General features: G+C 59.3%; 22 protein-coding genes. 9 read left to right on the top strand and 13 right to left on the bottom strand.

The window, feature by feature from the left end:
* Positions 1-63: 63 nt before the first annotated feature.
* Positions 64-1,227 carry an alcohol dehydrogenase-like regulatory protein ErcA gene (ercA, locus tag ACA079_RS13990; RefSeq protein WP_497703968.1) on the top strand — a complete coding sequence of 388 codons (1,164 nt, stop codon included), beginning with the start codon at positions 64-66 and terminating at the stop codon, positions 1,225-1,227.
* A complete protein-coding gene (locus tag ACA079_RS13995; RefSeq protein WP_497703969.1) occupies positions 1,211-2,944 on the top strand; it encodes a PAS domain-containing hybrid sensor histidine kinase/response regulator in 1,734 nt (577 codons plus the stop codon). Before ercA ends, ACA079_RS13995 begins: the two co-directional genes overlap by 17 nt.
* Here the strand turns inward: ACA079_RS13995 and ACA079_RS14000 are convergent.
* From ACA079_RS14000 to copC, 6 genes are all read right to left on the bottom strand, one after another.
* Positions 2,923-3,792 (bottom strand): aldose 1-epimerase, encoded by an 870-nt coding sequence (locus ACA079_RS14000; RefSeq protein ID WP_497703970.1) that lies wholly within the window; start codon positions 3,790-3,792, stop codon positions 2,923-2,925. The genes ACA079_RS13995 and ACA079_RS14000 overlap by 22 nt on opposite strands.
* Before the next feature lie 135 nt (positions 3,793-3,927).
* Positions 3,928-4,818, bottom strand: a complete 891-nt coding sequence (locus tag ACA079_RS14005) for an SMP-30/gluconolactonase/LRE family protein (protein ID WP_497703971.1) — start codon at positions 4,816-4,818, stop codon at positions 3,928-3,930.
* 53 nt (positions 4,819-4,871) lie between these two features.
* The gene (locus tag ACA079_RS14010; RefSeq protein WP_497703972.1) at positions 4,872-5,696 is read right to left on the bottom strand and encodes an NAD-dependent epimerase/dehydratase family protein; all 825 of its coding nucleotides are present in this window, start codon (positions 5,694-5,696) and stop codon (positions 4,872-4,874) included.
* Between the two features lie 330 nt (positions 5,697-6,026).
* Positions 6,027-7,325, bottom strand: coding sequence for an OprD family porin (locus ACA079_RS14015; protein WP_497703973.1), 1,299 nt, complete (start codon positions 7,323-7,325; stop codon positions 6,027-6,029).
* Positions 7,326-7,575: 250 nt separating this feature from the next.
* Positions 7,576-8,436 (bottom strand): copper homeostasis membrane protein CopD, encoded by an 861-nt coding sequence (gene copD / locus ACA079_RS14020; protein WP_497703974.1) that lies wholly within the window; start codon positions 8,434-8,436, stop codon positions 7,576-7,578.
* Between the two features lie 3 nt (positions 8,437-8,439).
* A complete protein-coding gene (gene copC, locus ACA079_RS14025) occupies positions 8,440-8,805 on the bottom strand; it encodes a copper homeostasis periplasmic binding protein CopC (protein ID WP_497704323.1) in 366 nt (121 codons plus the stop codon).
* Between the two features lie 140 nt (positions 8,806-8,945).
* Between copC and ACA079_RS14030 the strand changes: the two genes are divergently transcribed.
* On the top strand, positions 8,946-9,566 hold the full coding sequence (locus tag ACA079_RS14030; RefSeq protein ID WP_008149783.1) for a TetR/AcrR family transcriptional regulator: 621 nt from the start codon (positions 8,946-8,948) through the stop codon (positions 9,564-9,566).
* 141 nt (positions 9,567-9,707) lie between these two features.
* On the opposite strand, the gene preA is transcribed toward ACA079_RS14030, so the two are convergent.
* The 3 genes from preA to hydA all read right to left on the bottom strand — a co-directional run bounded on the left by preA (position 9,708) and on the right by hydA (position 13,952).
* On the bottom strand, positions 9,708-10,982 hold the full coding sequence (preA, locus tag ACA079_RS14035; protein WP_497703975.1) for an NAD-dependent dihydropyrimidine dehydrogenase subunit PreA: 1,275 nt from the start codon (positions 10,980-10,982) through the stop codon (positions 9,708-9,710).
* On the bottom strand, positions 10,983-12,350 hold the full coding sequence (locus ACA079_RS14040; protein ID WP_497703976.1) for an NAD(P)-dependent oxidoreductase: 1,368 nt from the start codon (positions 12,348-12,350) through the stop codon (positions 10,983-10,985). It lies immediately after the preceding gene.
* A 162-nt stretch (positions 12,351-12,512) separates the two neighbouring features.
* Positions 12,513-13,952: a dihydropyrimidinase gene (gene hydA / locus ACA079_RS14045; RefSeq protein WP_497703977.1), complete on the bottom strand. Its 1,440-nt coding sequence runs from the start codon at positions 13,950-13,952 to the stop codon at positions 12,513-12,515.
* A 550-nt stretch (positions 13,953-14,502) separates the two neighbouring features.
* On the opposite strand from hydA, the gene ACA079_RS14050 reads away from it, so the two are divergent.
* From ACA079_RS14050 to sigJ, 4 genes are all read left to right on the top strand, one after another.
* Positions 14,503-15,987 (top strand): NCS1 family nucleobase:cation symporter-1, encoded by a 1,485-nt coding sequence (locus tag ACA079_RS14050; protein WP_497703978.1) that lies wholly within the window; start codon positions 14,503-14,505, stop codon positions 15,985-15,987.
* Between the two features lie 152 nt (positions 15,988-16,139).
* A complete protein-coding gene (locus ACA079_RS14055; protein ID WP_497703979.1) occupies positions 16,140-17,423 on the top strand; it encodes a Zn-dependent hydrolase in 1,284 nt (427 codons plus the stop codon).
* 159 nt (positions 17,424-17,582) lie between these two features.
* On the top strand, positions 17,583-18,017 hold the full coding sequence (locus ACA079_RS14060; RefSeq protein WP_497703980.1) for a carboxymuconolactone decarboxylase family protein: 435 nt from the start codon (positions 17,583-17,585) through the stop codon (positions 18,015-18,017).
* A 3-nt stretch (positions 18,018-18,020) separates the two neighbouring features.
* Positions 18,021-18,914: an RNA polymerase sigma factor SigJ gene (sigJ, locus tag ACA079_RS14065; RefSeq protein ID WP_497703981.1), complete on the top strand. Its 894-nt coding sequence runs from the start codon at positions 18,021-18,023 to the stop codon at positions 18,912-18,914.
* Positions 18,915-19,006: 92 nt separating this feature from the next.
* Here sigJ and ACA079_RS14070 read toward each other — a convergent pair whose 3' ends face one another.
* On the bottom strand, positions 19,007-19,465 hold the full coding sequence (locus ACA079_RS14070) for an REP-associated tyrosine transposase (RefSeq protein WP_497703982.1): 459 nt from the start codon (positions 19,463-19,465) through the stop codon (positions 19,007-19,009).
* 371 nt (positions 19,466-19,836) lie between these two features.
* Here ACA079_RS14070 and ACA079_RS14075 point away from each other — a divergent pair, with 371 nt between their 5' ends.
* Both ACA079_RS14075 and ACA079_RS14080 read left to right on the top strand, forming a co-directional pair.
* Entirely contained in the window at positions 19,837-21,333 is a 1,497-nt protein-coding gene (locus ACA079_RS14075) for a helix-turn-helix transcriptional regulator (protein WP_497703983.1), read from the top strand.
* 129 nt (positions 21,334-21,462) lie between these two features.
* On the top strand, positions 21,463-21,711 hold the full coding sequence (locus ACA079_RS14080; RefSeq protein ID WP_497703984.1) for a DUF1652 domain-containing protein: 249 nt from the start codon (positions 21,463-21,465) through the stop codon (positions 21,709-21,711).
* A 415-nt stretch (positions 21,712-22,126) separates the two neighbouring features.
* On the opposite strand, the gene ACA079_RS14085 is transcribed toward ACA079_RS14080, so the two are convergent.
* The 3 genes from ACA079_RS14085 to ACA079_RS14095 all read right to left on the bottom strand — a co-directional run bounded on the left by ACA079_RS14085 (position 22,127) and on the right by ACA079_RS14095 (position 25,307).
* Positions 22,127-23,242, bottom strand: a complete 1,116-nt coding sequence (locus tag ACA079_RS14085) for a Gfo/Idh/MocA family protein (RefSeq protein WP_497703985.1) — start codon at positions 23,240-23,242, stop codon at positions 22,127-22,129.
* A 184-nt stretch (positions 23,243-23,426) separates the two neighbouring features.
* Positions 23,427-24,194 (bottom strand): SDR family oxidoreductase, encoded by a 768-nt coding sequence (locus tag ACA079_RS14090; RefSeq protein ID WP_008149805.1) that lies wholly within the window; start codon positions 24,192-24,194, stop codon positions 23,427-23,429.
* Between the two features lie 45 nt (positions 24,195-24,239).
* The gene (locus ACA079_RS14095; protein ID WP_497703986.1) at positions 24,240-25,307 is read right to left on the bottom strand and encodes a phosphotransferase family protein; all 1,068 of its coding nucleotides are present in this window, start codon (positions 25,305-25,307) and stop codon (positions 24,240-24,242) included.

The raw sequence follows: 25,307 nt of genomic DNA on the forward strand, positions 1-25,307 counted from the left end.
CATTCACAGCCGGATGCTTTAGTGTGGACGTTACCTTCCAAAACAATAAAAACAGGCTTTCCAATGAGCCAGAGTCTCAGCCAGCTGCGTAAATTCGTTTCGCCTGAAATCATCTTTGGTGCCGGCTGCCGGCACAACGTCGGCAATTGCGCCAAAACCTTTGGTGCCCGCAAGGTGCTGCTGGTCAGCGATCCCGGGGTCATTGCTGCCGGTTGGGTCGCCGATGTCGAGGCCAGCCTGCAAGCCCAGGGTATCGAGTACGTCCTGTACAGCGCGGTCTCGCCCAACCCGCGGGTCGAAGAAGTGATGCTCGGCGCCGACCTGTATCGGGAAAATCATTGCGATGTGATCGTGGCCGTTGGTGGCGGCAGCCCGATGGATTGCGGCAAAGGCATCGGCATTGTCGTCGCCCATGGGCGCAGCATTCTCGAATTCGAAGGCGTGGACACCATCCGCGTCCCGAGCCCGCCGCTGATCCTGATCCCTACCACCGCCGGGACCTCGGCCGATGTCTCGCAATTCGTGATCATCTCCAATCAGCAAGAACGCATGAAGTTTTCCATCGTCAGTAAAGCGGTGGTGCCGGACGTGTCGCTGATCGACCCGGAAACCACGTTGAGCATGGACCCGTTCCTGTCGGCCTGTACCGGCATCGATGCGTTGGTGCATGCAATCGAAGCGTTTGTGTCCACCGGTCACGGGCCGTTGACCGACCCCCATGCGCTGGAGGCGATGCGCCTGATCAACGGCAACCTGGTGCAGATGATCGCCAATCCGTACGACATTGCCTTGCGCGAGAAAATCATGCTCGGCAGCATGCAGGCCGGGCTGGCGTTCTCCAACGCGATCCTCGGCGCGGTGCACGCCATGTCCCACAGCCTCGGTGGCTTTCTCGATTTGCCTCATGGACTGTGCAACGCGGTGTTGGTGGAACATGTGGTGGCGTTCAACTACAGCTCCGCACCTGATCGTTTCAAGGTGATCGCCGAGACCTTTGGCATCGATTGCCGTGGCTTGAATCACCGGCAAATTTGCGGACGTCTGGTCGAGCATTTGATCGCGTTGAAACACGCCATCGGCTTCCACGAAACGCTCGGCCTGCACGGGGTCAGCACTGCGGACATTCCGTTCCTGTCGCAACACGCCATGCACGACCCGTGCATCCTGACCAACCCGCGTGAGTCCAGTCAGCGTGATGTCGAGGTCGTCTATGGCGAAGCCCTCTGACGAACAACAACGGGCGCTGGCAGGGTTACTGGGATTAGGCAGTCACTCGGCGCGCAAGAGTCATTACCCGGAACTGGCCGCGCGCCTTGACGAGCTGGAAGCCGAGCGCAATCGCTATAAATGGCTGTTCGAAAACGCGGTCCACGGGATCTTTCAGGCAAGCCTCCTGGAAGGCATGCGCGCCGCCAACCCGGCACTGGCGCGGATGCTCGGCTATCAGGACCCGCAAGAGGTGCTGCTTTCGCTTGCCGACCTGGCGAGCAACCTGTTTGTCGGCGGCGCGCAAGAGCTGGAAAAAATCCGTGAAATGCTCAAGCGCGAGCGCAGCCTGCTCGGCTACGAAACCCAATTGCGGCGCAAGGATGGCAGCAGCCTCGACGTGCTGATGAACCTGTTGCTAAAGCCCGATCAGGAAGGGCTGGTGGAGGGGTTTGTAGCCGACATTACCGAACGCAAACTCTCCCAGCAGCGCCTGCAGCAACTCAACGACGAACTGGAGCGGCGAGTCACCGCGCGCACCGATGAGTTGCTGGAAGCCAACCGCAACCTGCAACAGCAGATCACCCAGCGTAAACAAATTGCCCAGGCCTTGCGCGATGCCCGGGACGCCGCCGAGGCCGCCAACCGCAGCAAGGACAAATACCTCGCCGCCGCCAGCCACGACCTGCTGCAACCGCTGAATGCCGCTCGTTTGCTGATCTCGACCCTGCGCGAACGCAAGCTGCCCGATGTCGAACAAGTGCTGGTGGAGCGGACTCACCAGGCGCTGGAAGGGGCGGAAGATTTGCTCACCGATTTGCTGGATATTTCCCGACTCGATCAGGCGGCGGTCAAACCAGACATTGCGCTGTACCGTCTCGACGAATTGCTCGCACCGCTGGTGTCGGAATTCCAGTCAGTGGCCCAGGCTGAAGGGTTGAGACTGCGGGTGCGCATGGGTGATTACGCTATCAGCACTGACCTGCGCCTGATGACGCGGATCTTGCGCAACTTCCTCAGCAACGCCTGCCGCTACACCGACGAGGGCACCATCCTGTTGGGTGCCCGACGCCGGGGTGAAATGTTGCGCCTGGAAGTCTGGGACACCGGGCGCGGGATTGCGGCGGACCGGTTGGATTCGATCTTCCTCGAGTTCAACCAACTGGACGTCGGACGTGCTGCCGATCGCAAGGGTGTGGGCCTGGGGCTGGCCATTGTTGAACGCATCGCCAAGATCCTCGGCTATAAAGTCGGGGTTCATTCATTGCCGGGACGCGGTTCGATGTTCAGCATCGATGTGCCGATCTCCCATGAAGTTCCGCTGCCGATCAGCCTGGCGGCACCACTGCCGGGCACTGGCAATCCATTGCCGGGCCGACGGTTGCTGGTGCTGGACAACGAAGTGAGCATCCTCGAAAGCATGAGCGCACTGCTCGGGCAGTGGGGCTGCGAGGTGGTGACGGCCACGGATGAATTTTCCGCACTGGCCGCCTTGCAGGGGCGACCGCCGGAACTGATTCTGGCGGACTACCACCTCGATCATGGGGTGGTGGGCTGTGATGTGGTCAGGCGTTTGCGAGAGCATTACCACCAGGTAATTCCGGCGGTCATCATCACTGCGGACCGCACGGATCAGTGCCGGCGCTCATTGCAGAAACTCGACGCACCGCTGCTGAACAAACCGGTAAAACCCGGCAAGTTGCGCGCGGTGCTGAGTCAGTTGCTGGGGGAGCGATAGTGCAGGCTGAAACCGAGCTCGGCTGACTCGCCTTGCGCAAGCAAACGCAGCCCCGGCCGACCGGGCAGGTGATGAGCGTTGACCGGGTGGCTCACCGGTTCGATACAGAAAAACTCCAGGCCCACCGGGCAGTAGAGCAGGTAGTAATCGCTACCGGTGGCCCGGCATTCCAGCTCATAACCCAACGCTGGCTGGCGGATCAGGCAGTGGCCGTCCCATTCGCAGAAGCCGTTGTCGACCAATGTCTCGGGCAACCCCTTGAGTGACTGGAAATCCCATTCGGCCGGTAACGCACTGAGGTGTGTCGGCAGTTTTGTCCCGTCACACAACCAGACTTGCCGGGCTTGCGCCTGCAACTGGGTGCCCGTGGTCCGCGGAAAGTAGGGGTGCAAACCGAGCCCATGCCAGGCAGGGCGTTCGGCCAGATGGGTGACCTTTAGATCAAGGCTCAGCTTGCCTTCGCTCAGATGAAATCGTTGCCGGGCGCGATAGGCGAAGGGCGTGGTGCTGTCGAGTTGCAGGACGATTTCATTGCGCGTCTGCGAAACCACCTGCCACGGCTGTTGCCAGGCGCTGCCGTGAATCGGCAGGGGATCGGTGAGGCTGTTGGGTGTCAGTGCCAGCCAGCCATCGGGGCATTCAAAGCCGCCTTCAGAAATTCGGTTCGACCACGGTGCCAAGGGAAAACACCCGAGTTTGCCCGGCAGACCGGTGTTCAGCGCGTGAGCATCGCTGTGGCGCAACAGCGGCAGACCCGTGCCGCGTACGCTCCAGTTGACGATGCTGCCACCGAGTTGCGGGGCGAGGGTGAGGTGGGTGAATTCGTCTTCGAGTTCGAGGAGTGTCATGGATTTTCGTCTTGCGTGGAAATGTTGAAAAGATCGCAGCCTTCGGCAGCTCCTACATTCGAACGGCGTACACCCTGTAGGAGCTGCCGAAGGCTGCGATCTTTTAAGGGAGCACAACACCTGATGCGAAGGCGATCAAAAACCCTTGAACAACGGCTCCGGCAAGCCTTTCACCCCGGGATTGAGGGCGAACACACCGCCGGCCAGCGACTGTTCGTCATGGTCGTCGTCGGGGCGGATCGAGGTCACGAACAGTGTGTCCAGACGACTGCCACCGAAGGCGCACATGCTCGGTTTTTTCACCGGGACGGCGAGGGAACGGTCCAGTCGGCCGTCCGGAGTGAAACGGTGAATCAGCCCGGCGTCATTGGCGCAAATCCAGTAGCAGCCTTCGGCATCGACCGCTGCGCCATCGGGACGTCCGGGGAATTGATGCATGTCGACAAACAGCCGGCGGTTGGACGGCGTGCCGCTGTCGGTGTCGTAATCAAAGGCCCAGATTTGCTGGACCAGGGGATGAGAGTCAGACAGGTACATCGTTCGCCCGTCCGGGCTGAAGCCCAGGCCGTTGGGCACGATAAACCCGCTGAGTTGCGCTTCGAGTGGCCCGCGTTGACCGGCGCTGTAGCGATAAAGCGTGCCGTCGGCAGCGTTGGCGCCCATGTTCAGCACCATGCTGCCCGCCCAGAAACGCCCCTGACGATCGCAGCGACCATCGTTCAGGCGCATATCTGTGCGGGCGTGTTCGATCGGAGCCAGGAGATTGCTGTCGAGGCTGCCATCGTTATGCGGGTGCAGATGAAAGAACCCGCTTTCCATCCCGGCAACCCAGCCGCCGTTGCTGTGACGCGCAATGCAGGCGAGCATTTCCGGTGCTGTCCAGGCATGGACATGGCCGGTTTCGGCGCTCCAACGTTGCAGGCCTCCGACGGGAATATCTACCCAATACAGGGCGTTTTCCTCAGGGACCCAGACCGGGCATTCACCGACTGCGTTACGGGCATCGACAATCAATTCGGCTTGCATGACAACTCATCCCCTCGGGTTTTTGTTGTTGGGATCAAGTGATGTGCGCGGGTTCAGTCGCCGAACGGGCCGGACGCGACAAACGCACCACCCTGGTAGACCCGTGCCGGGTCATCAGCGGCCGGCATCGGTTGGGCCTCGACTTTTTCGCGGAACACTTCGGAGCTGTCCTGAGGTTCATAACCCAGGCCGGTGGCGAAACGGTTGTCCCACCAGACGTTCTTGTTGTCGGACATGCCATAGACCACGGTGTGGCCGACATTGGGGGCGTACAGCGCGCATTCGAGCAATTGAGTCAGGTCGCCGAAGCTCAACCAGGTGCTCATCATTCGACGGTTCAGTGGTTCGGCGAACGAGGAGCCGATGCGCACGCTGACAGTCTCGATGCCGTAGCGATCGAAGTAGAAGCTGGCCATGTCTTCGCCGTAGGACTTGGACAAACCGTAGTAGCTGTCCGGGCGGCGAGGGGAGTGGGCGTCGATGACTTCATCCTGCTTATAGAAGCCGATCACGTGGTTGGAACTGGCGAAAATCACCCGCTTCACACCATGGCGGCGAGCGGCTTCGTAGATGTGGAACACGCCGCAGATGTTGGCGCCGAGGATCTCTTCGAACGAGTGCTCCGTCGACACGCCACCGAAGTGCAGGATCGCGTCCACGCCTTCAACCAGCTGATGGACTGCTTGCTTGTCTGCCAAATCGCAGGGCACGACTTCTTCACGGTCATCGATGGCCGGGGCGAGGTCGGCGATGTCCGACAGGCGAATCACATTGGCGTAGGGCCGCAGGCGTTCGCGCAGGACTTTGCCGAGGCCACCGGCGGCACCGGTCAGGAGGAGACGATTGAAAGGAGCGCGGGCTTGAGTAGTGATGGTCATGGAAAGTCCCTGAACAAGCAGTCATTGTTATTGAATTTGTTGTAGGTTGTCGTACGACTAGGTCGAAGTATCGTTAGCCTTTCTGGTGGTTGTCAACGACACATCAATTGAAATTGACGAAGGGTCCGGTTGCCCCGCGATCGATGTAGCAGCTGGCGAAGCCTGCGTTCGGCTGCGGAGCAGTCGTAAACCCTGCGTACGTGATTTTCCTGATGCACCGCGTCGGCTGATTTTACGACTGCTTCGCAGCCGAACGCAGGCTTCGCCAGCTGCTACAAAGAGTGAGTTGTGGCACAAATTGGGGGATTCAACCTTGTCGTAATACCCGCCTTACAACAACGAGAGCGGGTAGTTGATGATAATGCGGTTTTCGTCGAATTCGTTGGTGCTGAAGTCCTTGCGGATCGACGCGTTGCGCCATTTGACGTTGAGATTCTTCAGCACTCCGCTCTGTACGGTGTAAGCCAGTTCTGATTCGCGGCCCCATTCCTTGCCGTCGGTAATGGTGCCTGTGTGCACGTTATCGCCGCTGATGTAGCGGTTCATCATCGTCAGGCCGGGAATGCCGAGCGCCACAAAATTGTAGTCGTGGCGCAGCTGCCAGGATCTTTCCTTGGCGTTGTCGTAGCTGGAGTTGTAGCTGTCGTTGGCCAGTGTGCCGCCGCTGGTGCCGTTGACCCGCATCCAGACATCGTCACCGGTGAGTTTTTGCAGGCCGACAAAGAAAGTGCTGCCGCCGTATTTGGCCGAGAGCATGGCGAACGCGGTTTTGTTGTCGAGGTCGCCGGCCAGGGCGCTGCCGTCTTCCTTGCCGATGAAGTAGCCAAGGTTGGCACCGAGGGTCCAGTCGCCGATGGGCTGGCTGTGGCTCAGGTTGAAATACTGCTGCTGATAAATGTCGCTGAGTTGCGCGTACCAGACGCCGACCTGGGTGCGTTTTTCGTTGAACGCATATTCACCGCCGCCAAAGTTGAAACGGTCCGAGGTGAAAGCAGCGGATTTGCCGTTCATAAACATGTCTTCCATGCTCGCATCGTTGCGCGGGCTGTTGGCGCGGAACTGGCCGCCGTAGAGCGTCAGGCCACTGATCTCGGTGGACGTCACCTGACCACCACGGAAGGTTTGCGGCAGCGAGCGGCCGTCGTCGGAGCGCAGGATCGGCAACACCGGCATCCATTCGCCGACCTTCAATTCGGTTTTCGAGACTTTCCCTTTCAGCGCCACACCCAGGCGCCCGAAATTGTCGGCCGGGCGGCCGTCGTCATGAATCGGCAGCAACGAGGTGCCGCCCGTGCCTTTGCCACCGTCGAGTTTTTCCGAGTACAGGCCCAGCACATCCATGCCGAAACCGACGGGGCCCTGGGTGAATCCGGATTTGGCATCGAGGATGAAGCTTTGGGTCCACTCTTCAGCCTTGCCCTGCGGGTAGGCCGGGTTCGTGAAGTTGCGATTGATGTAGAAGTTGCGCAAGTTCAGCGTGGCTTTGGCGTCATCGACGAAACCTTCGGCATGACTGGCCATGGGCAGGGCGAGGGCCAGGCTGCTGCAACCGATCAGGCTCAGGGTGTGACGGCGTGCGAAGGTTGGGCGAGGGGTGCAGACGGAGGAATTGCGGACGAGCTTGCTCACAGTGACGCTCCCGTGTTTCTTGTTGTTTTTATTTTTTGTTATACGTCGTCGTACAACATCGGGGCGGATTATTTGCAAGTGTTACGGGGAATGTCAATCAGAAGTTGTACGATGACTTTGCTCGGTTTTATGGTATGTCGAAGAACCCCTGTGGGAGCGAGCTTGCTCGCGATAGCGGTCTGAATTTCACTGCAGTGGTGTCTGTTCTACCGTCATCGCGAGCAAGCTCGCTCCCACAGGGTTTTGTGTTTTAGCTCACGATCATCGGGGGCATGGTGCCGAGAAGTGAAACCGCGGCCACCGCTCCCATCCCGAGCAACCATTCGAAGATGACGCTGCTTTTCAGAGCAGTCGGACGCTGCTCGCAGTCATTGATCCGCAGCCGATTGAACAACGCCAGCCCCAGCATCGCGGCGACCAGCACAACCTTGATCAACAGAATCAGCGCAAACCCGGACAGCAACGGCGTCGGCCAGAACTGCCCGGTGAGTACCCGCACGTTGATCAAACCGGTCATCACCAACCCCGCCACCAAGACGTAACCAACGCCGCTGAAACGTTGCAAGGTCGCTTTGATTGAATGCTCTGCCGGCTGCCGCAGGATCATCACCAACAACATCAAACCGCCGAGCCAGGCGCCGACGCAGGTCAGGTGAATAATTTGATTGAGGATCAGCAATTGGCCGTTGAGGCCGTCGAGCATGGCCCCGTGGCCGACCGGGGCGAGGGTGGCCAGCAGCAGGCTGGCGAGGCCGATTCGCAGGGGCAGGTTTGAACGCAAGGGCGTCATCAGCAGCGCGACCAACAACGCATTGAGCAGCAAGTGCCAGCGCCAGACTTGGCCGAAAAACGTCTTGCCCAGCACCAGCTGCAGGGTCGACGGATCGAATGCCGCGTCCCACGAACCGGCCATGCTGGCGGTGATCAGCAGCAACCAGCCAACGCCAGTGACCAACGCCACCGCCGCCAGCCAGCGGCTTGTTCTGGCCAATCGCTGATCCAGATTTCCAGCGTCGCCATTGACCAGCAGAGGCCTGAACACCCAGGCCCCGAACAGCATCAGCACAACAGTGAAATGCAGAAAGCGGCACAGCACCATCGCGCTCGTCATGAATTACTGGCCAACCTTGAAGCTATAGGCGCCTTCGCTTTTGTGGGTATCGACCGACACCGCGTGCCATTCGACTTTGTAGGCACCCGCCGCCAACGGTGCGGCCGGGGTGACGATCAGGGTTTTCTTGTCGCTGCCTTCGGTGGCCAGGCTTTTCACTGTGACGGGGGCGCCGTCCTTGCTGATCGTGACCTTGGAAAAGGTCGCTTCAACACCTTCGGAAAACACCAGGCGCAGTTCCGACGGCGCGCTCACCGTGCTGTCGGCGGCCGGGGTCTGGCTTTTCAGATGGGCGTGGGCAAACACCGATGAAGCGGCGAACAGCGAGCCGAGCAGGGCGACGGTGGTCAGGGTTTTCTTGAGCAGCATCATGGAATACCTCTGAGGCGGGTTCGAAAAGGTGGTCAGTTTACCTGCGAGAGGCTGGGTGTACGAAGTTTCGTTTTCCCTTGTCGCCGCGAGGTAGAGCGGATGCTAGTCTTGATCAACGCTGTTGTCAGGGAGCCCTCATGGGCAATCACAAGATCGAGATTCGTCGCAGTAACGTCGAGAAAATTCTGTTGGGGGCCGAAAAGGTTTTCGCCGAAAAAGGTTTCGGCGGCACCGCCATGGCCGACATCGCCGCCGAAGTGCAACTGCCGCGCTCCAACCTGCATTACTACTTCAGCACCAAGAGTGAGCTGTACAGCGCGGTGCTGTTGGGTTTGCTGGAAGTGTGGAAACAGGATGCCCTGTGCTTCGAGATGTTCGACGACCCGCGCGTGGTGCTCAGCAGCTACATTCGCGCCAAGATGAACCACTCCCGCAGCCGGCCTTACGGCTCCAAGGTCTGGGCCAACGAAATCATCCATGGTGCGCCAACTCTGGGTGAGAAACTGGACGTCAGCCTGTACGACTGGGCCAAGATGAAAGAAGCGAAAATTCGCCAGTGGGTGGATGACAAACGCATCCTGCCGGTGGAGCCTTCGAGCCTGCTGTACATGATCTGGGCGTCGACCCAGCACTACGCCGACTTTGATCATCAGGTGAATATTCTGAATGACCATCAGCCGTTGTCGGACATGCAGTTCGAGCGGGCGGTGCAGACGGTGACGAGTGTGATCTTGCGGGGGATTGGGTTGGAGCCTTGAGAATTCAGGCGTTGCAGCCGGCCTCATCGCGAGCAAGCTCGCTCCCACAGGGTTTTTTGGTGTACACAAAATTCATGTACGACATAAATCACTGTGGGAGCGAGCTTGCTCGCGATGGCGTCAGCTCAGGCGACGCACATCTCAAACCGCAACATGGTACGGATTCCTCGGATCATGATTCCAATCCAGAAACGGCTTCCCGTTCTCCATCGGCACCATCTCGATACAATCCTGCACCGGGCACGTGATCTGACACAGATTGCACCCCACGCACTCATCATCAATCACTTCATATTTATGCGTCCCGTCCGCCTGCTTAATGCTCGCAACTGCCTGGTGCGAAGTGTCTTCGCAAGCAATGTGGCAACGACCGCAACCAATACAGGCCTCCTGGTCAATCTTGGCAATCACCTGATAGTTGATGTCCAGGTACTTCCAGTCCGTGGTGTTGCCCACCGCACGCCCGGAAAACTCTGACACGCTGGCGTAGCCCTGACTGTCCATCCAGCGCGACAAACCGTCCTTCATCTCCTCGACAATCCGGAAGCCATGCAGCATCGCCGCCGTGCACACCTGCACCGAGCCGCTGCCCAGCGCAATGAACTCCGCGGCGTCGCGCCAGCTGCCAATGCCGCCAATGCCGGAGATCGGCAGGCCTTGTGTCTGTGGATCGCGGGCGATTTCAGCGACCATGTTCAGCGCAATCGGCTTCACCGCCGAACCGCAATAACCACCATGAGTGCTTTGGCTGCCCACGGCGGGATTGGCGACCATGCGCTCGAGGTTGACGCTGGTGATCGAGTTGATGGTGTTGATCAGCGACACCGCATCCGCACCACCACGATGGGCTGCGCGGGCGGCGACGCGAATGTCGGTGATGTTCGGCGTGAGCTTGACGATCACCGGCAGCGAGCAGTACGTCTTGCACCAACGGGTGACCTGCTCGACATACTCCGGCACCTGGCCGACCGCCGCGCCCATGCCGCGCTCAGGCATCCCGTGCGGGCAACCGAAGTTCAGCTCGATTCCATCGGCGCCGGTGGCTTCCACCAGTGGCAGGATGAATTTCCAGGATTCTTCGACGCAGGGCACCATCAGCGACACAATCAGTGCACGGTCCGGCCAGTCCTTTTTGACCTGGGTGATTTCCCGCAGGTTGATCTCCAGCGAACGATCGGTGATCAGCTCGATGTTGTTGAAACCCACTACTTCGCGGTTGGCACCGAAGTGCGCTGAGTAACGCGACGATACGTTGACCGCCGCCGGGTCTTCACCCAGGGTTTTCCAGACCACGCCGCCCCAGCCAGCCTCGAAGGCGCGGACCACGTTGTAGGCTTTGTCGGTCGGTGGCGCGGAGGCCAGCCAGAACGGATTGGGGGCTTTGATGCCGGCGAAGACAATCGAGAGATCGGCCATTTACGCAGCCTCCACGTTGAGCATGAGTTGGGCGTTGATGGCCTCGGCGGCCCGTTTGCCGTGTTGCACCGCCTGCACAGTGAGGTCCTGATCGAGGCTGGTGCAGTCGCCGCCGGCGTATACGCCGGGGATGCTGGTACGCAGGTTTTCGTCCACTTGAATCCGCTCGCCTTGACGCTTGAGTTCACGGGCCAGCGGATCGGCGAGGGCGCTGGCGTCGAAGGCCTGACCGATGGCTTTGAAGATTGCGTCAGCGGCCAGTTCGAAGGTTTCGCCGGTGGTTTGCAGGCGACCGTCTACCAAATGGGTGCGGGCGAAGCGCATGCCGCGCACGTTGCCTTGATCATCGAGTAACACTTCTTCAGGTTGTGCCCAGGTCAGCAGCCGCACCTGATTGGCTTTGGCGATGTCCTGTTCGTGGCCGGTGGCGCCCATTTCCTCGACACCGCGGCGGTACACCAGGTTGACGTCGCGTGCCCCCAGACGTGCCATTTGCACGGCCATGTCGATGGCGGTATTGCCGGCGCCCAAAACGATACAACGGTCAGCGAGGGGGAGTTGGGTCAGGTCATCGGCCTGACGCAGTTCGCGGATGTAATCGGTGGCGGCCAGCAGACCGGGTGCCTCTTCATGAGCAAGCCCCAGCTGTTTGCTGGCGGCCAGACCGAGGCCGAGGAACACCGCATCGAATTGCTGATGCAGATCGCTGAGGGTCAGGTTCTCTCCAAGTTTCTGCCCGTGGCGGATTTCGATCCCGCCGATTTCCAATAGGAATTCAAGTTCCTTCTGCGCGTAGTCGTCCACCAGTTTGTACTTGGCGATTCCGTATTCGTTGAGGCCGCCAGCCTTTTCCCGTGCCTCGAAAATCACCACGTCATGACCGTGCATGGCACTGCGGTGAGCGCAGGACAAACCGGCCGGGCCGGCGCCGACCACGGCGATGCGCTTGCCGGTTGAAGCAGCACGCGTGAAGGGGTGTTCGCTGAAGTGTGCGTTGTCGACGGCGTAACGCTGCAACAGGCCGATCAGCACCGGTGCGCATTCATGGTCGTTGTTGCGCACGCAGGCTTGCTGGCAAAGCACTTCCGTCGGGCACACCCGGGCGCAACTGCCTCCGAGGATGTTCGCCGAGAGGATTTTCTGCGCGGCGCCCTGAACGTTTTCCTGATGGATATTGCGGATGAACGACGGAATATCGATCTCGCTCGGACAGGCATTCACGCAGGGCGCGTCGTAGCAGTACAGGCAACGCGAGGCTTCCAGATGGGCCTGACGGTCGTTGAGCGGCGGTGCCAGATCGGTGAAATGGCCGGCGAGGGCGGCCGCATTCTCGTGCGGATGCGGGAGGTGGTTCAGTGTCTTGATCACGGTGTTGGCCTCACGGTTATTTGAGGTGCTGCCTCTATCGGGCATTGGATTTTTTTGTTGTCTGGACTGGCCCTATCGCGAGTAAGCTCGCTCCCACAGGGATCTCGGGCGTTCACAAAACCTGTGGGAGCGAGCTTGCTCGCGATAGGCCGAAGGCCGCTCTCAGCGTTTCACCGCAGTAGGCCTATTCAACTCAGCCCGCTTGCTCAGCAAATCAAACACCGCCGGATACGCCGGCCGTTCGACATACCGTCCGGCACCACGCTCCGCCCGTAAATCACCATCGGCCCACACCACCCGGCCCTGGCTGACGGTGTGGCTCGGCACACCGCGTACGGTCTTGCCTTCGAAGATGTTGAAGTCCACTTGCTGGTGATGAGTCTTCGCCGAAATCGTCCGTGTACCTTCCGGATCCCACAGCACCAGATCCGCGTCCGCACCGACGCGAATCGCGCCTTTGCGCGGGTAGAGGTTGAAGATCTTCGCGGTGTTGGTGGAGGTGAGCGCCACGAAGTGCTGCATCGACAATCGCCCGGTGTTCACCCCTTCATCCCAGAGCACCGCCATGCGGTCTTCGATACCGGCCGTGCCATTGGGGATCTTGCTGAAATCGTCACGGCCGGCCGCTTTTTGCTCGGCGCAGAAGCAGCAATGGTCGGTGGCGGTGGTGTGCAGGTTGCCTGATTGCAGACCATGCCAAAGCGCCTCTTGATGGCCGCGAGGACGGAAGGGCGGGCTCATCACGTAACCGGCGGCGGTCTGCCAGTCCGGGTGTTGGTAGACGCTGTCGTCCAGCAGCAGATGCCCGGCCAGGACCTCGCCGTAGACTTGTTGGCCCTTGCTGCGGGCGTAGGTGATTTCGTCGAGGGCTTCCTTGGTCGAGACGTGCACCAGGTACAGCGGCGTGCCCAGGGTTTCGGCGATGCGAATCGCCCGACTGGCCGCTTCACCTTCCACCTGTGAAGGACGCGACAACGGATGCGCTTCCGGGCCGGTCATGCCTTGGGCCATCAACTTGCGTTGCAGGTGATAGACCAGCTCACCGTTTTCCGCATGCACGGTCGGCACCGCGCCCAGTTCCAGGCAGCGCTCGAAACTCGCCACCAGCGTATCGTCGGCGGCCATGATCGCGTTCTTGTAGGCCATGAAGTGCTTGAAGCTGTTGACCCCGTGCTGGCTGACCAGCTCGGCCATTTCCTCGCGCACCTGTTCGCTCCACCAGGTAATCGCGACGTGGAAACCGTAATCCGACGCCGACTTCTCGGCCCAGCCGCGCCACTGATGAAACGCTTCCATCAAGGATTGCTGCGGATTGGGAATCACAAAGTCGATGATCGACGTCGTGCCACCGGCAAGTCCCGCCGCGGTGCCGCTGAAGAAGTCTTCACTGGCCACCGTGCCCATGAAGGGCAGTTGCATGTGCGTGTGCGGATCGATGCCGCCGGGCATCAGGTATTGGCCGCTGCCGTCGAGCACTTCGGCACCCGCCGGAACATCAAGATTTTCGCCGATGGCTTTGATCACGCCGTCGGCGCAATAGACGTCGGCGCGATAACTTTCATCGTGGGTAATAACGGTGGCGCCACGGATCAACAGAGACATTCCGAGTTCCTCGCAGGCAATGACCGACTTGTGCCGGTTCTAAATGTTTTATATGAAGCCGACGCAAACAGGTGTATTCCTGTCAGTGCTGTCAGGAATAAACGCTAGTCTGAGTTTGAGGATTGAGCAAGAATATTTTTTATAAGCTTATATCTGTTTTAACTTATTGATAATTAACGAATAAGTTTGTAAATCACCAAAATGGTGAGGCCTCTCACCATTTTGACGCACTTGACAGGTTGTAAAAATAGACGAGATTTCTTATGTGAAATCAGCCGCTTGAGGATGGTCTATGGTTGATGCGCAACGTTGAAAAAAAGTCGTATGCACCAGATTGAGTCCTGACTGTTCGACAACTTGCCTGGCATTTGGCCTGAGTGAACAAGCAAGTAACTGGTGACTCATCGGCTATATAAATAAAACTGATAAACATCAGTTGGTTACAAAGTTTTTATGGAACTGCCCGATGCGCAAACGGGGTAACCGGCACGTTAATTGATGCCGCCAGCCCCTGATGAGCAACAATAATCAAAAGAACAGTGGAGCGGCCATGCAACAGATCAGATCGCAAGTGACCGAACGCGACGGCTTGTTTGAGCTCGAAGCCGGCAGTGACGTCCTAGACAGTCCCCGTTACAACCACGACATGGCACCGACCAAGGTGCGCGAACGAACCTGGAACAAATGGCACATCACCGCATTGTGGGTCGGCATGGCGATCTGCGTGCCGACCTACACCCTCGGCGGCGTGCTCACCGCGCATTTCGGCCTGAGCGTCGGTGAAGCGCTGCTGGCGATTCTGTTCGCCAACATCATCGTACTGATCCCGTTGACCCTGAACGCCTTTCCCGGCACCAAGTACGGCATTCCGTTTCCGGTGTTGTTACGTTCGTCCTTCGGCATCCTCGGTTCCAACATTCCGTGCCTGATCCGGGCGGTGGTGGCGTGTGGCTGGTTCGGCATTCAGACGATGTTCGGCGGACTGGCCATTCACCTGTTTCTCGGCTCGGTGTTCGATGGTTGGAAATCCCTCGGCGGGACCGGTGAAGTGATCGGCTTCATGGTGTTCTGGGCCTTGAACCTGTGGGTGGTAATTCGCGGTGCGGACTCGATCAAATGGCTCGAAACCCTCTCGGCACCGTTGTTGGTGCTGGTGGGCGTGGGCCTGCTGGTGTGGGCGATGCCGAACGTATCGATGAGCGAATTGATGGCGATCCCGGCCAAACGTCCGGAAGGCGCGAGCGTGGTCAGTTACTTTGCCGCCGGGCTGACCGCCATGGTCGGATTCTGGGCCACCTTGTCCCTGAACATTCCGGACTTCAGCCGCTATGCGAAAAGCCAGAAGGATCAGATCGTCGGGCAGATTATCGGCTTGCCGCTGACCATGTTCCTGTTCGCCTCCCTCGGCGTGGTAATGACGGCCGCCTCGGTAAAACTGGTGGGCGTCACCGTCTCCGATCCGGTCACCCTGATCGGCCATATTCAGAGCCCGGTTTGGGTCGCACTGGCCATGGCGCTGATCATCATCGCCACGCTGTCGACCAACACAGCAGCCAATATCGTTTCGCCAACTAACGACTTCCAGAACGTCGCGCCCAAGTTCATCAATCGCACCAAAGCGGTGATGCTCACCGGCCTGGTCGGCTTGGCGCTGATGGCCCATGAGCTGTTGAAGAAGCTTGGGTTGATCGTCTCGGATTTAAGCCTGGAGACGGTGTATTCCAACTGGCTGCTGGGTTATTCGAGCCTGTTGGGCCCGATCGCCGGGATCATGGTGGTGGACTATTTCCTGATCAAGAAACAGCAACTGGACCTGGCCGGCCTCTATCGTGACGACGTTTACCCGGCGTGGAACTGGTTCGGGTTTATCGCGTTCGGTGTGCCGGTGGCGCTGACGTTGCTGTCGCTCGGCAGCAATGCATTCAGCTGGTTCTACGACTATGGCTGGTTCACCGGCTCGGCACTGGGCGGGCTGATTTATTACGGGTTGTGCTCGATGCGCCCCAGTCCGTCTGTTGCGAAATCTGCGGTGTGATTGATGGCCTCATCGCGAGCAAGCTCGGCTCCCACAGGGTTTTGTGAACGCTGAAGATCCCTTGTGGGAGCCGAGCTTGCTCGCGATGACGGCCTCAAATTCACCGATGCATTGCCTGAAGAAACCTATAACAACTGCCTGAGGAGATCATCATGAACGCTGCCGTAGACGTTCTGCAGTCCACCCATCAGCACATCAACCGCGACCGCTTGTGGCAGTCGCTCATGGACCTGGCCAAGCTCGGCGCCACGGTCAAGGGCGGCGTCTGTCGCCTGGCCCTGACCGACCTCGACCGTCAGGCCCGGGACATCTTCGTGAACTGGTGCGAGGAGGCCGGTTGCACCGTCAGCATCGACGCCGTCGGCAATATCTTCGCCCGTCGTCCGGGCCGCAACCCGAACCTGCCACCGGTGATGACCGGCAGCCACATCGACACCCAACCCACCGGCGGCAAGTTCGACGGCTGCTTCGGCGTACTCGCCGGCGTCGAAGTGCTGCGTACCCTCAATGACCTGGGCGTGGAAACCGAAGCGCCGCTGGAAGTCGTGGTCTGGACCAACGAGGAAGGCTCACGCTTCGCTCCATGCATGATGGGCTCCGGCGTATTCGCAGAAAAATTCACCCTCGAAGAAACCCTGGCCAAGGTCGATGCCGAGGGCGTCACCGTCGGCGAAGCGTTGAACGCCATTGGCTATACCGGCGAGCGCATGGTCAGCGGCCATGCCGTCGGCGCCTATTTCGAGGCCCATATCGAACAAGGCCCGATCCTCGAAGACGAACACAAAACCATCGGTGTGGTGATGGGCGCCCTCGGCCAGAAATGGTTCGACCTGAAACTGCGCGGCGTCGAAGCCCACGCCGGCCCGACGCCGATGCACCTGCGCAAGGACGCTTTGGTCGGCGCATCGGTGATCGTCGGTGCGGTCAACCGCGCCGCCCTCGGCCATCAACCCCACGCCTGCGGCACCGTCGGTTGCCTGCAAGCCTATCCCGGCTCACGCAACGTCATCCCCGGCGAAGTGCGCATGACCCTGGACTTCCGTCATCTGGAACCGGCGCGCCTGGACTCGATGATTGCCGAAGTCCGCGAAGTCATCGAAACCACCTGCGAGGAACACGGCCTGACCTTCGAACTGACACCCACTGCGGATTTCCCACCGCTGTACTTCGACAAAGGTTGCGTCGAAGCGGTACGCGGCGCTGCCCAAGGCTTGGGCCTGTCGCACATGGACATCGTCAGCGGAGCAGGGCACGACGCAATCTTCCTCGCCGAACTCGGCCCGGCCGGGATGATCTTCGTACCGTGCGAAGGCGGCATCAGTCACAACGAAATCGAAAACGCCGCGCCGGATGATCTGGCGGCCGGGTGTGCGGTGTTGTTGCGGGCGATGCTGGCGGCGTCGGCGGCGATTGCCAACGGTCAATTGGCGGCTTGAAGATCAAAAGATCGCAGGCTGCGCCAGCTCCTACAGGGGCACGCATTCCCATGTAGGAGCTGGCGCAGCCTGCGATCTTTTGATGTTGCTCTTCATGTGTCACAAACCATGGTGCTGGATCGTCATCCTGTTGAATCCCCCAAACAGTGGAGCAACACGATGTCGCCCAACACCCAACCGGTCAACCTGCTGCAATCGATTCCTCAGGTGTTCGAAAGCCTGACCCAGGTCCACGTTACCCTCGACAGCCACGACCTGGACCCGACCCTCAAACACCTGCTGCACCTGCGTGCGTCGCAGATCAACCAATGCGGTTTCTGCGTGAAGATGCACACCCGCGAAGCCCGTGAAGCCAATGAAACCAACGAACGCCTGGACCGCCTGATCGTCTGGCGCCACGTCAGCGATTTCATTGCCTCCGAACGCGCCGCCCTGGCCTGGACCGAAGCACTCACCGTACTCGATGAAAAGACCGACTACGCCAGCCTGCGCGGTGACTTGCGCGAGCACTTCAACGACGCGCAAATCGGTGCCTTGACGGCCGAGATCGGCATGATCAACCTGTGGAACCGTTTGCAGGTGTCGAGGCACTGATTGATGAACTCCGCCGAAAACGCCGCCGCTGTGTTCGAGCAGCGCCGGCCCTTTTTGCTCGGTCTGGCGTATCGCATCCTCGGCTCCCGCGCCGAAGCCGAGGATGTCGTGCAAGAGCTGTTCATCAAATGGCTGGAGGCCGACCGCGCCGCCATTGCCACGCCGGCCGCCTGGCTGACTACGGCTTGCACCCGGCACTGCATCGATCTGCTGCGCTCGGCTCACAAGTCGCGGGTTGATTACATCGGCACCTGGCTGCCGGAACCGATTCACACCACTCACCAGGATTCACCCGAACACAGGCATGAACTGGCCTCGTCGCTGTCCACCGCGTTCCTGTTGTTGCTGGAACGGCTAACCCCCAAGGAGCGTGCGGCGTATTTACTCTACGAAATTTTCGACATGGATTACGCGCAAGTCGCGGATGCGGTCGGGGTTCAAGAGGCTGCGTGCCGCAAACTGGTGTCCCGGGCCAAGGCCAGCCTGGGCAGCGGACAAACGCGCTTTCAGCCGGAACCGGCACGCCAGGACCAATTGCTCAGCGCCTTCCATCGCGCCATCGCCAGCGGCTCGACCGCTTCCTTGACCGCGATGCTGAGCGAAGACGTCGAACTCTGCGCCGACAGCGGCGGCAAGGCCTCGGCCATCCGCGAAACGTTGTCTGGCATTTCCAGCGTGCTGGATTTCATTGGCCAGTCGTTGCACGTCTATTGGCAGACTTGCGAATGGCTGCCCAGCGAAATCAATGGCGCCCAAGGTGTGATCATCAAGGCGGACGGGGTCATTACTGCATCGATGACGTTTGGTTTTGATGAAGCGGGGCGGGTGAGCAGGATTTTTATCATGCGTAATCCGGAGAAGTTGGCGGGGCTGGATGCATCGTTGCAAGTGCAATAGTCAAAAGATCGCAGCCTGCGGCAGCTCCTACATGGGATTGATGTACGCCCTGTAGGAGCTGCCGCAGGCTGCGATCTTTTGATCTTGACCTTTCAAAGCCAAATGGCATCCCACAACGGATAATCCCCCACCCGTTTCACCAACCCCGCACGCAACGGATTCATGACGATGTAACGTGCGGCATCCTTCAAGTCTTCATCACGACGTAATGCCCGGTCGTAATACCCCCGTTGCCATAATCGGCCCTGCTTCTGCCGTGCAATATTGATCGAACGGCTGCTTCTGGATTTGATTCGACACATCAGCTCGGCCAACGTGCCGTGCTTCAGTTCCATCAACCAATGCAGGTGATCCGGCATCACCACCCAGGCCATTGAGGTCACTAGCGACGCTTCATCGGCACAACGCAGTTGATCGACCAGAAGCCGTCCCAGTCGCCAATCTGCGAACACCGGTTCTCTCTGATGAGCGATAGCGGTCAGCAGATAAATACGACCAGATTCCGAAAATCGAGCTTTGCGAAGACGACATCCATTTGCAGCGACAGGCATTCCTTGCCCTCCTTGAAATGTGTTGGCAGATGAACTTTAGCTGATGGTGTTTCTGTCGTTGGCCAAAGCATTTTCGTAATATTTCGAGTACGCCGAAAAGATCGTCCGAACGCGGCCCGAACCTTCGGCAGCTCCTACAGAGGGTTGCGTACGCCTGCAAATTCCACGGATGTACGCGATCAATGTAGGAGCTGCCGCAGGCTGCGATCTTTTGATTTCGACGTTAGTTGGGTGGCTGAAGATCAAAAGATCGCAGCCTTCGGCAGCTCCTACACCCGTGTTCCCCGGCATATCTGCACGATCATGATTGCCCGCGGTCGTAATCTTCACAGGGCGGCGCATGAATGCGCCGCCGCACGCGTGGAGATCCAATGAGCCAGGACGTCCTGACCACCGAAACCAATCGCCGTCAGTTGCAGCAGATCATCGCCGGCCTGTCCGATGGGGTGATTCTGCTCGAACTCGACCAGACCCTCCTTTGGGCCAATGACGCCGCGTTGGCCATGCACGGCGTCGGGCAGCTCGGCGAGCTGGGGGCGAATGCCAGGGAGTACGCCAAGCGCTTCGCCTTGCGTTATCGCAATAATCATCCGGTTCAGGTCGACAATTATCCGATCAGCCGCGTTGCCCGAGGCGAGTCCTTCAGTGATGTGTTGGTTGAGGTGACACCGGCGGACGACGAAGAGCGCACCTGGGTTCACAGCGTGCGCAGCATGGTGTTGGCCGACAGTGCTGGCAAGCCGGAGTCGCTGGTGCTGATCATGAACGACGTCACGGAGTGGGCCAGCGCCGAGCAGCGTTTCGAAAAAACCTTCAATGCCAACCCAGCCCCGGCGGTGATCTGTCGCCTCAGCGATTTGCGCTACATCAAAGTCAACCCGGGCTTCCTGGAGATGACCGGCCATGCCCGTGATCAGGTGATCGGCCGTTCGACCTATGAACTGGACGTGCTGGAGGGCGCCGAAAACAAAGACCTGGCCAAGCAGCGTTTACGCGAAGGGGCGACCATTCCGCAAATGCAGGCTCAGCTGCAGTTACACGACGGTGGCAGCAAACAGGTGATTGTCGCCGGCCAGCCTCTTGAGCTGAACGATGAAGCCTGCATGCTGTTTTCCTTCGTCGACATAGAGCCTCGGTATAAAGCCGAAGTCGCCCTGCGCCAAAGCGAGGAACGTTTCGCCAAGGCTTTTCGACTGACCCCGGTGCCGATCCTGGTGTGCAACGCCAGCGATCAGGTGGTGATGGACGTCAATGAAGCCTTCCTCGATACGCTTGCGTATCCCAGTGAGGAAGTGCTCGGTAGGACCATCGCAGAGATCGACTTCATCCATGACAAGGGCGCACATACACGGCTATTCGCAACCCTGGAGAAAACCGGAAGCCTGGATCGCATCGATGTCAGCCTCCGTAAGAAAGACACCGGACTGATCGATTGCGCGGTCTCGGCCGATACCGTGAACATTCAGGACAGTCCCTGCTACCTGCTGGTATTTATGGACATCACCGAGCGTAAACGCACAGAGCTGGAGTTGGTGTCGGCGATCGAAGAGGTGATGAAAGACGCTTCCTGGTTCAGCCGCACGCTCATCGAGAAGCTCGCTAACGTCAAAAACGTCAACTCGCCGCGGTTGCCTAGCGTGTCTTTCACCGACCTGACTGCCCGTGAGCGGGATGTGCTCGGCCTGATCTGCGAAGGCCTGGCCGACAAGGAAATCGCCGCGCGGCTGAAGCTCGCGCCGAACACGGTGCGCAACCATGTGTCGACGGTGTATTCCAAGCTCGATGTTCACAGTCGTAGCGAGGCGATTGTCTGGGCTCGCGAGCGCGGTTTGTTCTCCAGCGAGTGGCGGCCCAAGGCCCAGCGTTAGGTGCAAATGCACTACTCGAGGGGGTGCAAATTCATGTTCTGGACGGGGGCGGCAGTTCTTAGGCTGTAAGGGTGCGATACAGGTCTTCGGGTATCGCGTCCCTTTCAAAACAGCTACAGGAACTGCCGGATGATTTATGTAGCGCAATTGCGGATGCAACTGGAGCGGAGCTTTTCGCCGTTGGCCTGTGACTGCAGTGTTACCGGTGATCAATCACTGACGGTGAAGCTCTATCATCCGGTGTCGGGGCAGGTAGATCTGGTGGTCACCGGGTTGAGTGTGGCCAACCTCAGAACGCCGCAGTCGGTGGCAGCTTTGATCGAAGAGCTGCGTTATGAACTCGAGAGCAACACGTTGCATTGTCGCGAGACGTCCTAGGAACTGTCGGGTTTTGCCGGCGGTCGTATAAAGAATACGAGAGTATTTTTTCTGTGACCGGTCCGCGAGTTCGCGGTGAAGCAGTTGGGTCGCGGAAATATGTCGATCACTTACCGCGGGTCAACCTATGAAAAGTCTTGGGAAACGCATTTTTGCAACACTGTCGTTCGCACTCTGGATAGCGATTCTGGGCGGTTGTGCGAGTCCTCCACCGCCACCTCCCGCCGCGCCGCCTCCACCCCCTGTGCGCACCTGCCAGACCACTGAAAACACCGATGTGCAAGGCGATATGCGGGCTGAGGGGCAAGTGACCCGGGAAACGACGCTTACTCGTTGCGTCACTCAGTAAGCGTCCATCTGCTCACGTTGAACCGCCAGCGGCGCTGTGCTGCTGGCGGGTATCCGCGCGTTTCGCTCAGACTTCCTCGATCCTGACCCAACGCGACTCCCGCGCTGCCAACCGGATGGCCGTCGCCAGGCGTTCGACTTCCCACGCCTGTTCGAAATCGGTTCCACCCTGAGACAAGCCTGCCAGCGCCATCACCAGATCATGGACTTCCAATGTCTTGAGTTCGTTGTAGCCGAGCTGATGCCCTGCTGCCGGGCTGAACGCCGCATAACCTGGCAGATTCGGCCCTGCCAGCAATCGCTGGAAACCGTCCTGGCCGGCACGAAACAGACGCAGTTCATTCAGGCGTTCCTGATCGAACACCAAAGTCCCTCGGGTGCCGCTGATTTCGAAACTCAGGTGATTCTTGTAGCCGTGCTTGAGCCAACTGCTGCTGAACGTGCCACGGGCGCCGTTGGCAAACCGCAACAAAGCGTGGACCTGATCGTCGACCGCGATACTGCGTTGTTCCGTGCTGCCAACCGTGGAAGGACGTTGCCGGTGCACGGTCTGGGTGTCGGCGCTCACTGCCTCGACATCGCCCACCAGATAGCGGGCCATGGCCAACAAGTGGCTGCCCAGATCGGCCAGTGCGCCACCGGCATGATCGGCATCGCAACGCCACGACCAGGGTGACGCGGGATCGGCCATGAAGTCTTCGCTGAATTCACCCTGGAAACTGATGATCTGACCCAAGTCGCCGTTTTCAATCAGCTCCCGGGCGAGCGCGATCATCGGGTTGTGCTGATAGTTGTAACCCACCCGCGTCACCACGCCCGCCGCTTTGGCCGCCAGACGCATGGCGTCGGCCTGTTCCAGACTCACCGCCAACGGCTTCTCGCAATACACCGGTTTGCCGGCGGCGACGGCGGCCATGGCCATGGGGTAGTGCAAGTGATTGGGCGTGGTGATGGCGATCAGATTGACCTTGGGGTCATCGATCAGTTGCTTCCAGTCGCTATGAGCGGTGTCGAACCCCCAGGCATCGGCGCAGTGGCGGGCACGCTGCGGATCGGCGTCGGCCAGGGCGGCGAGTTTGAGCTTGAGGGGCAGTTCGAAAACCGCACTGACGTTGCGAAACGCCAAGGCATGGGCGCGGCCCATGAAACCTGTGCCGATGAGTCCGATACCGAGTTCACGCATAGCCGGGGTCCTTTTGGGATTTTGTTTTCAGGAGGGCTATTTATGGAATAAATATTCACTTATTGCAAATAATAGAAAATAAGTTCTCAGTCGTGATCGTTCCCACGCAGAGCGTGGGAACGATCAGTTAGGGCAAAAAAAAAGGGAGCCCTAAGGCTGCCTTTTGTTCATCCGGTAAATCGGATCAGGACAAGAACCCACCATCCACATTCAACGAAACCCCAGTGGTGTAACTCGACGCATCACTCGCCAGATACAACACCGCCCCCGCCATTTCACTCGGATCCGCCACACGCTTGAGCGGAATCTGCTGCAATGCGGTGTTCAAAATAGCCTCGTTCTTTACCAGCGCCGAAGCGAACTTGGTGTCGGTCAGACCCGGCAGCAGGGCGTTGCAGCGGATGCCGAACTGCGCGCATTCCTTGGCGAACACTTTGGTCATGTTGATGACCGCTGCTTTGGTCACCGAGTAGATGCCCTGGAAGATTCCCGGCGAGATGCCGTTGATCGAGGCGACGTTGATGATGCTGCCGCCGCCGTTTTCGCGCATCAGCTTGCCGGCTTCCACCGACATGAAGAAGTAGCCGCGGATGTTCACGTCGACGGTTTTCTGGAAAGCGCTGAGGTCTGTGTCCAGTACGTTGCAGAACTGCGGGTTGGTCGCCGCGTTGTTGACCAGGATGTCCAGGCGCCCGAATTGTTCGCGGATGCCGGCGAAGACCTGGCTGATCTGTTCCATTTCACCGATGTGGCAAGCCACCGCAGTAGCTTTACCGCCGGCGGCAATGATCGCGTCAGCTACGTGCTGGCAGCCGTCGAGTTTGCGGCTCGAGACGATCACGTGGGCGCCTTGTTGGGCCAGCAGTTTGGCAATAGCTTCACCGATACCGCGGCTGGCGCCAGACACGAATGCGATTTTGCCGTCGAGGTCGAACAACTGAGTCTTGGACATGGGATTCTCTTATAAAAAGTCTTGTTATTGGGGCCAGTGGCTTGATCAGAGGCTGGATTTCGAAATGACTTGCAGGCTCATCTGCTCCAGCAGTTTGTTCATGTGAATGAACTGCGCGAAGCGTTTGTCCTGGGTCTGACCATGGAAGAAGCGGTAGTAGATCTGCTGCACGATGCCGGCCAGGCGGAACAGGCCGTAGGTGTAGTAGAAATCGAAGTTGTCGATCTGGATGCCTGAACGCTCGGCGTAGTAATCGACGAACTCGCGGCGGGTCAGCATGCCCGGCGCGTGGCTCGGCTGGCGGCGCATCAGTTGCACCGGTGCCGGGTCGTCGGCTTCAATCCAGTAGGCGAGGGTATTGCCCAGGTCCATCAGCGGGTCGCCGAGGGTGGTCAGTTCCCAGTCGAGCACGCCAATGATGTCCATCGGGTTGTTCGGGTCGAGGATCACGTTGTCGAAGCGGTAGTCGTTGTGGACGATGCTGGAGGTCGGGTGATCGGCCGGCATCTTGTCGTTGAGCCAGGCTTTGACCGCTTCCCACTTCGGCGCGTCCGGGGTCAGGGCTTTCTCGTAGCGATCGCTCCAGCCTTTGATCTGCCGCGCGACATAACCTTCGGGTTTGCCAAGGTCGCCCAAGCCATAGGCGTTGTAGTCGACCCGGTGCAGTTCAACGAATTTGTCGATGAAGCTTTTGCACAGCGCTTCGGTTTTCGCTGAGTCCAGACCCAGTTCCGGCGGCAGTTCGGAGCGCAGGATGATCCCCTTGACCCGCTCCATCACATAGAACTCGGCGCCGATCACCGATTCGTCGGTGCAGTGCACGTAGGCTTTGGGGCAGTACGGAAAACCGTCACGGAGCTGATTGAGGATGCGAAATTCGCGGCCCATGTCGTGGGCGGACTTGGCCTTGTGGCCAAAGGGCGGCCGACGCAGGACGAACTCCTGTTCGGGGTATTCCAGCAAGTAGGTGAGGTTCGACGCACCGCCTGGAAACTGGCTGATCTGCGGCAAACCACTCAGGCCCGGAATGTGGGCCTTGAGGTACGGATCGATCAGGCTGGCATCGAGTTCTTCGCCGGTGCGGATACGGGTGGACTGGTCAGTAAGCGCCAT

This window comes from Pseudomonas sp. LBUM1645 (assembly GCF_059716185.1).

Coding starts and splice junctions, on each gene's coding strand:
- ercA (WP_497703968.1), top strand. CDS start 64: ATGAGCCAGAGTCTCAGCCAGCTGCGTAAATTCGTTTCGCCTGAAATC.
- ACA079_RS13995 (WP_497703969.1), top strand. CDS start 1,211: ATGGCGAAGCCCTCTGACGAACAACAACGGGCGCTGGCAGGGTTACTG.
- ACA079_RS14000 (WP_497703970.1), bottom strand. CDS start 3,792: ATGACACTCCTCGAACTCGAAGACGAATTCACCCACCTCACCCTCGCC.
- ACA079_RS14005 (WP_497703971.1), bottom strand. CDS start 4,818: ATGCAAGCCGAATTGATTGTCGATGCCCGTAACGCAGTCGGTGAATGC.
- ACA079_RS14010 (WP_497703972.1), bottom strand. CDS start 5,696: ATGACCATCACTACTCAAGCCCGCGCTCCTTTCAATCGTCTCCTCCTG.
- copD (WP_497703974.1), bottom strand. CDS start 8,436: ATGACGAGCGCGATGGTGCTGTGCCGCTTTCTGCATTTCACTGTTGTG.
- copC (WP_497704323.1), bottom strand. CDS start 8,805: ATGCTGCTCAAGAAAACCCTGACCACCGTCGCCCTGCTCGGCTCGCTG.
- ACA079_RS14030 (WP_008149783.1), top strand. CDS start 8,946: ATGGGCAATCACAAGATCGAGATTCGTCGCAGTAACGTCGAGAAAATT.
- preA (WP_497703975.1), bottom strand. CDS start 10,982: ATGGCCGATCTCTCGATTGTCTTCGCCGGCATCAAAGCCCCCAATCCG.
- hydA (WP_497703977.1), bottom strand. CDS start 13,952: ATGTCTCTGTTGATCCGTGGCGCCACCGTTATTACCCACGATGAAAGT.
- ACA079_RS14050 (WP_497703978.1), top strand. CDS start 14,503: ATGCAACAGATCAGATCGCAAGTGACCGAACGCGACGGCTTGTTTGAG.
- ACA079_RS14055 (WP_497703979.1), top strand. CDS start 16,140: ATGAACGCTGCCGTAGACGTTCTGCAGTCCACCCATCAGCACATCAAC.
- ACA079_RS14060 (WP_497703980.1), top strand. CDS start 17,583: ATGTCGCCCAACACCCAACCGGTCAACCTGCTGCAATCGATTCCTCAG.
- sigJ (WP_497703981.1), top strand. CDS start 18,021: ATGAACTCCGCCGAAAACGCCGCCGCTGTGTTCGAGCAGCGCCGGCCC.
- ACA079_RS14070 (WP_497703982.1), bottom strand. CDS start 19,465: ATGCCTGTCGCTGCAAATGGATGTCGTCTTCGCAAAGCTCGATTTTCG.
- ACA079_RS14075 (WP_497703983.1), top strand. CDS start 19,837: ATGAGCCAGGACGTCCTGACCACCGAAACCAATCGCCGTCAGTTGCAG.
- ACA079_RS14080 (WP_497703984.1), top strand. CDS start 21,463: ATGATTTATGTAGCGCAATTGCGGATGCAACTGGAGCGGAGCTTTTCG.
- ACA079_RS14085 (WP_497703985.1), bottom strand. CDS start 23,242: ATGCGTGAACTCGGTATCGGACTCATCGGCACAGGTTTCATGGGCCGC.
- ACA079_RS14090 (WP_008149805.1), bottom strand. CDS start 24,194: ATGTCCAAGACTCAGTTGTTCGACCTCGACGGCAAAATCGCATTCGTG.
- ACA079_RS14095 (WP_497703986.1), bottom strand. CDS start 25,307: ATGGCGCTTACTGACCAGTCCACCCGTATCCGCACCGGCGAAGAACTC.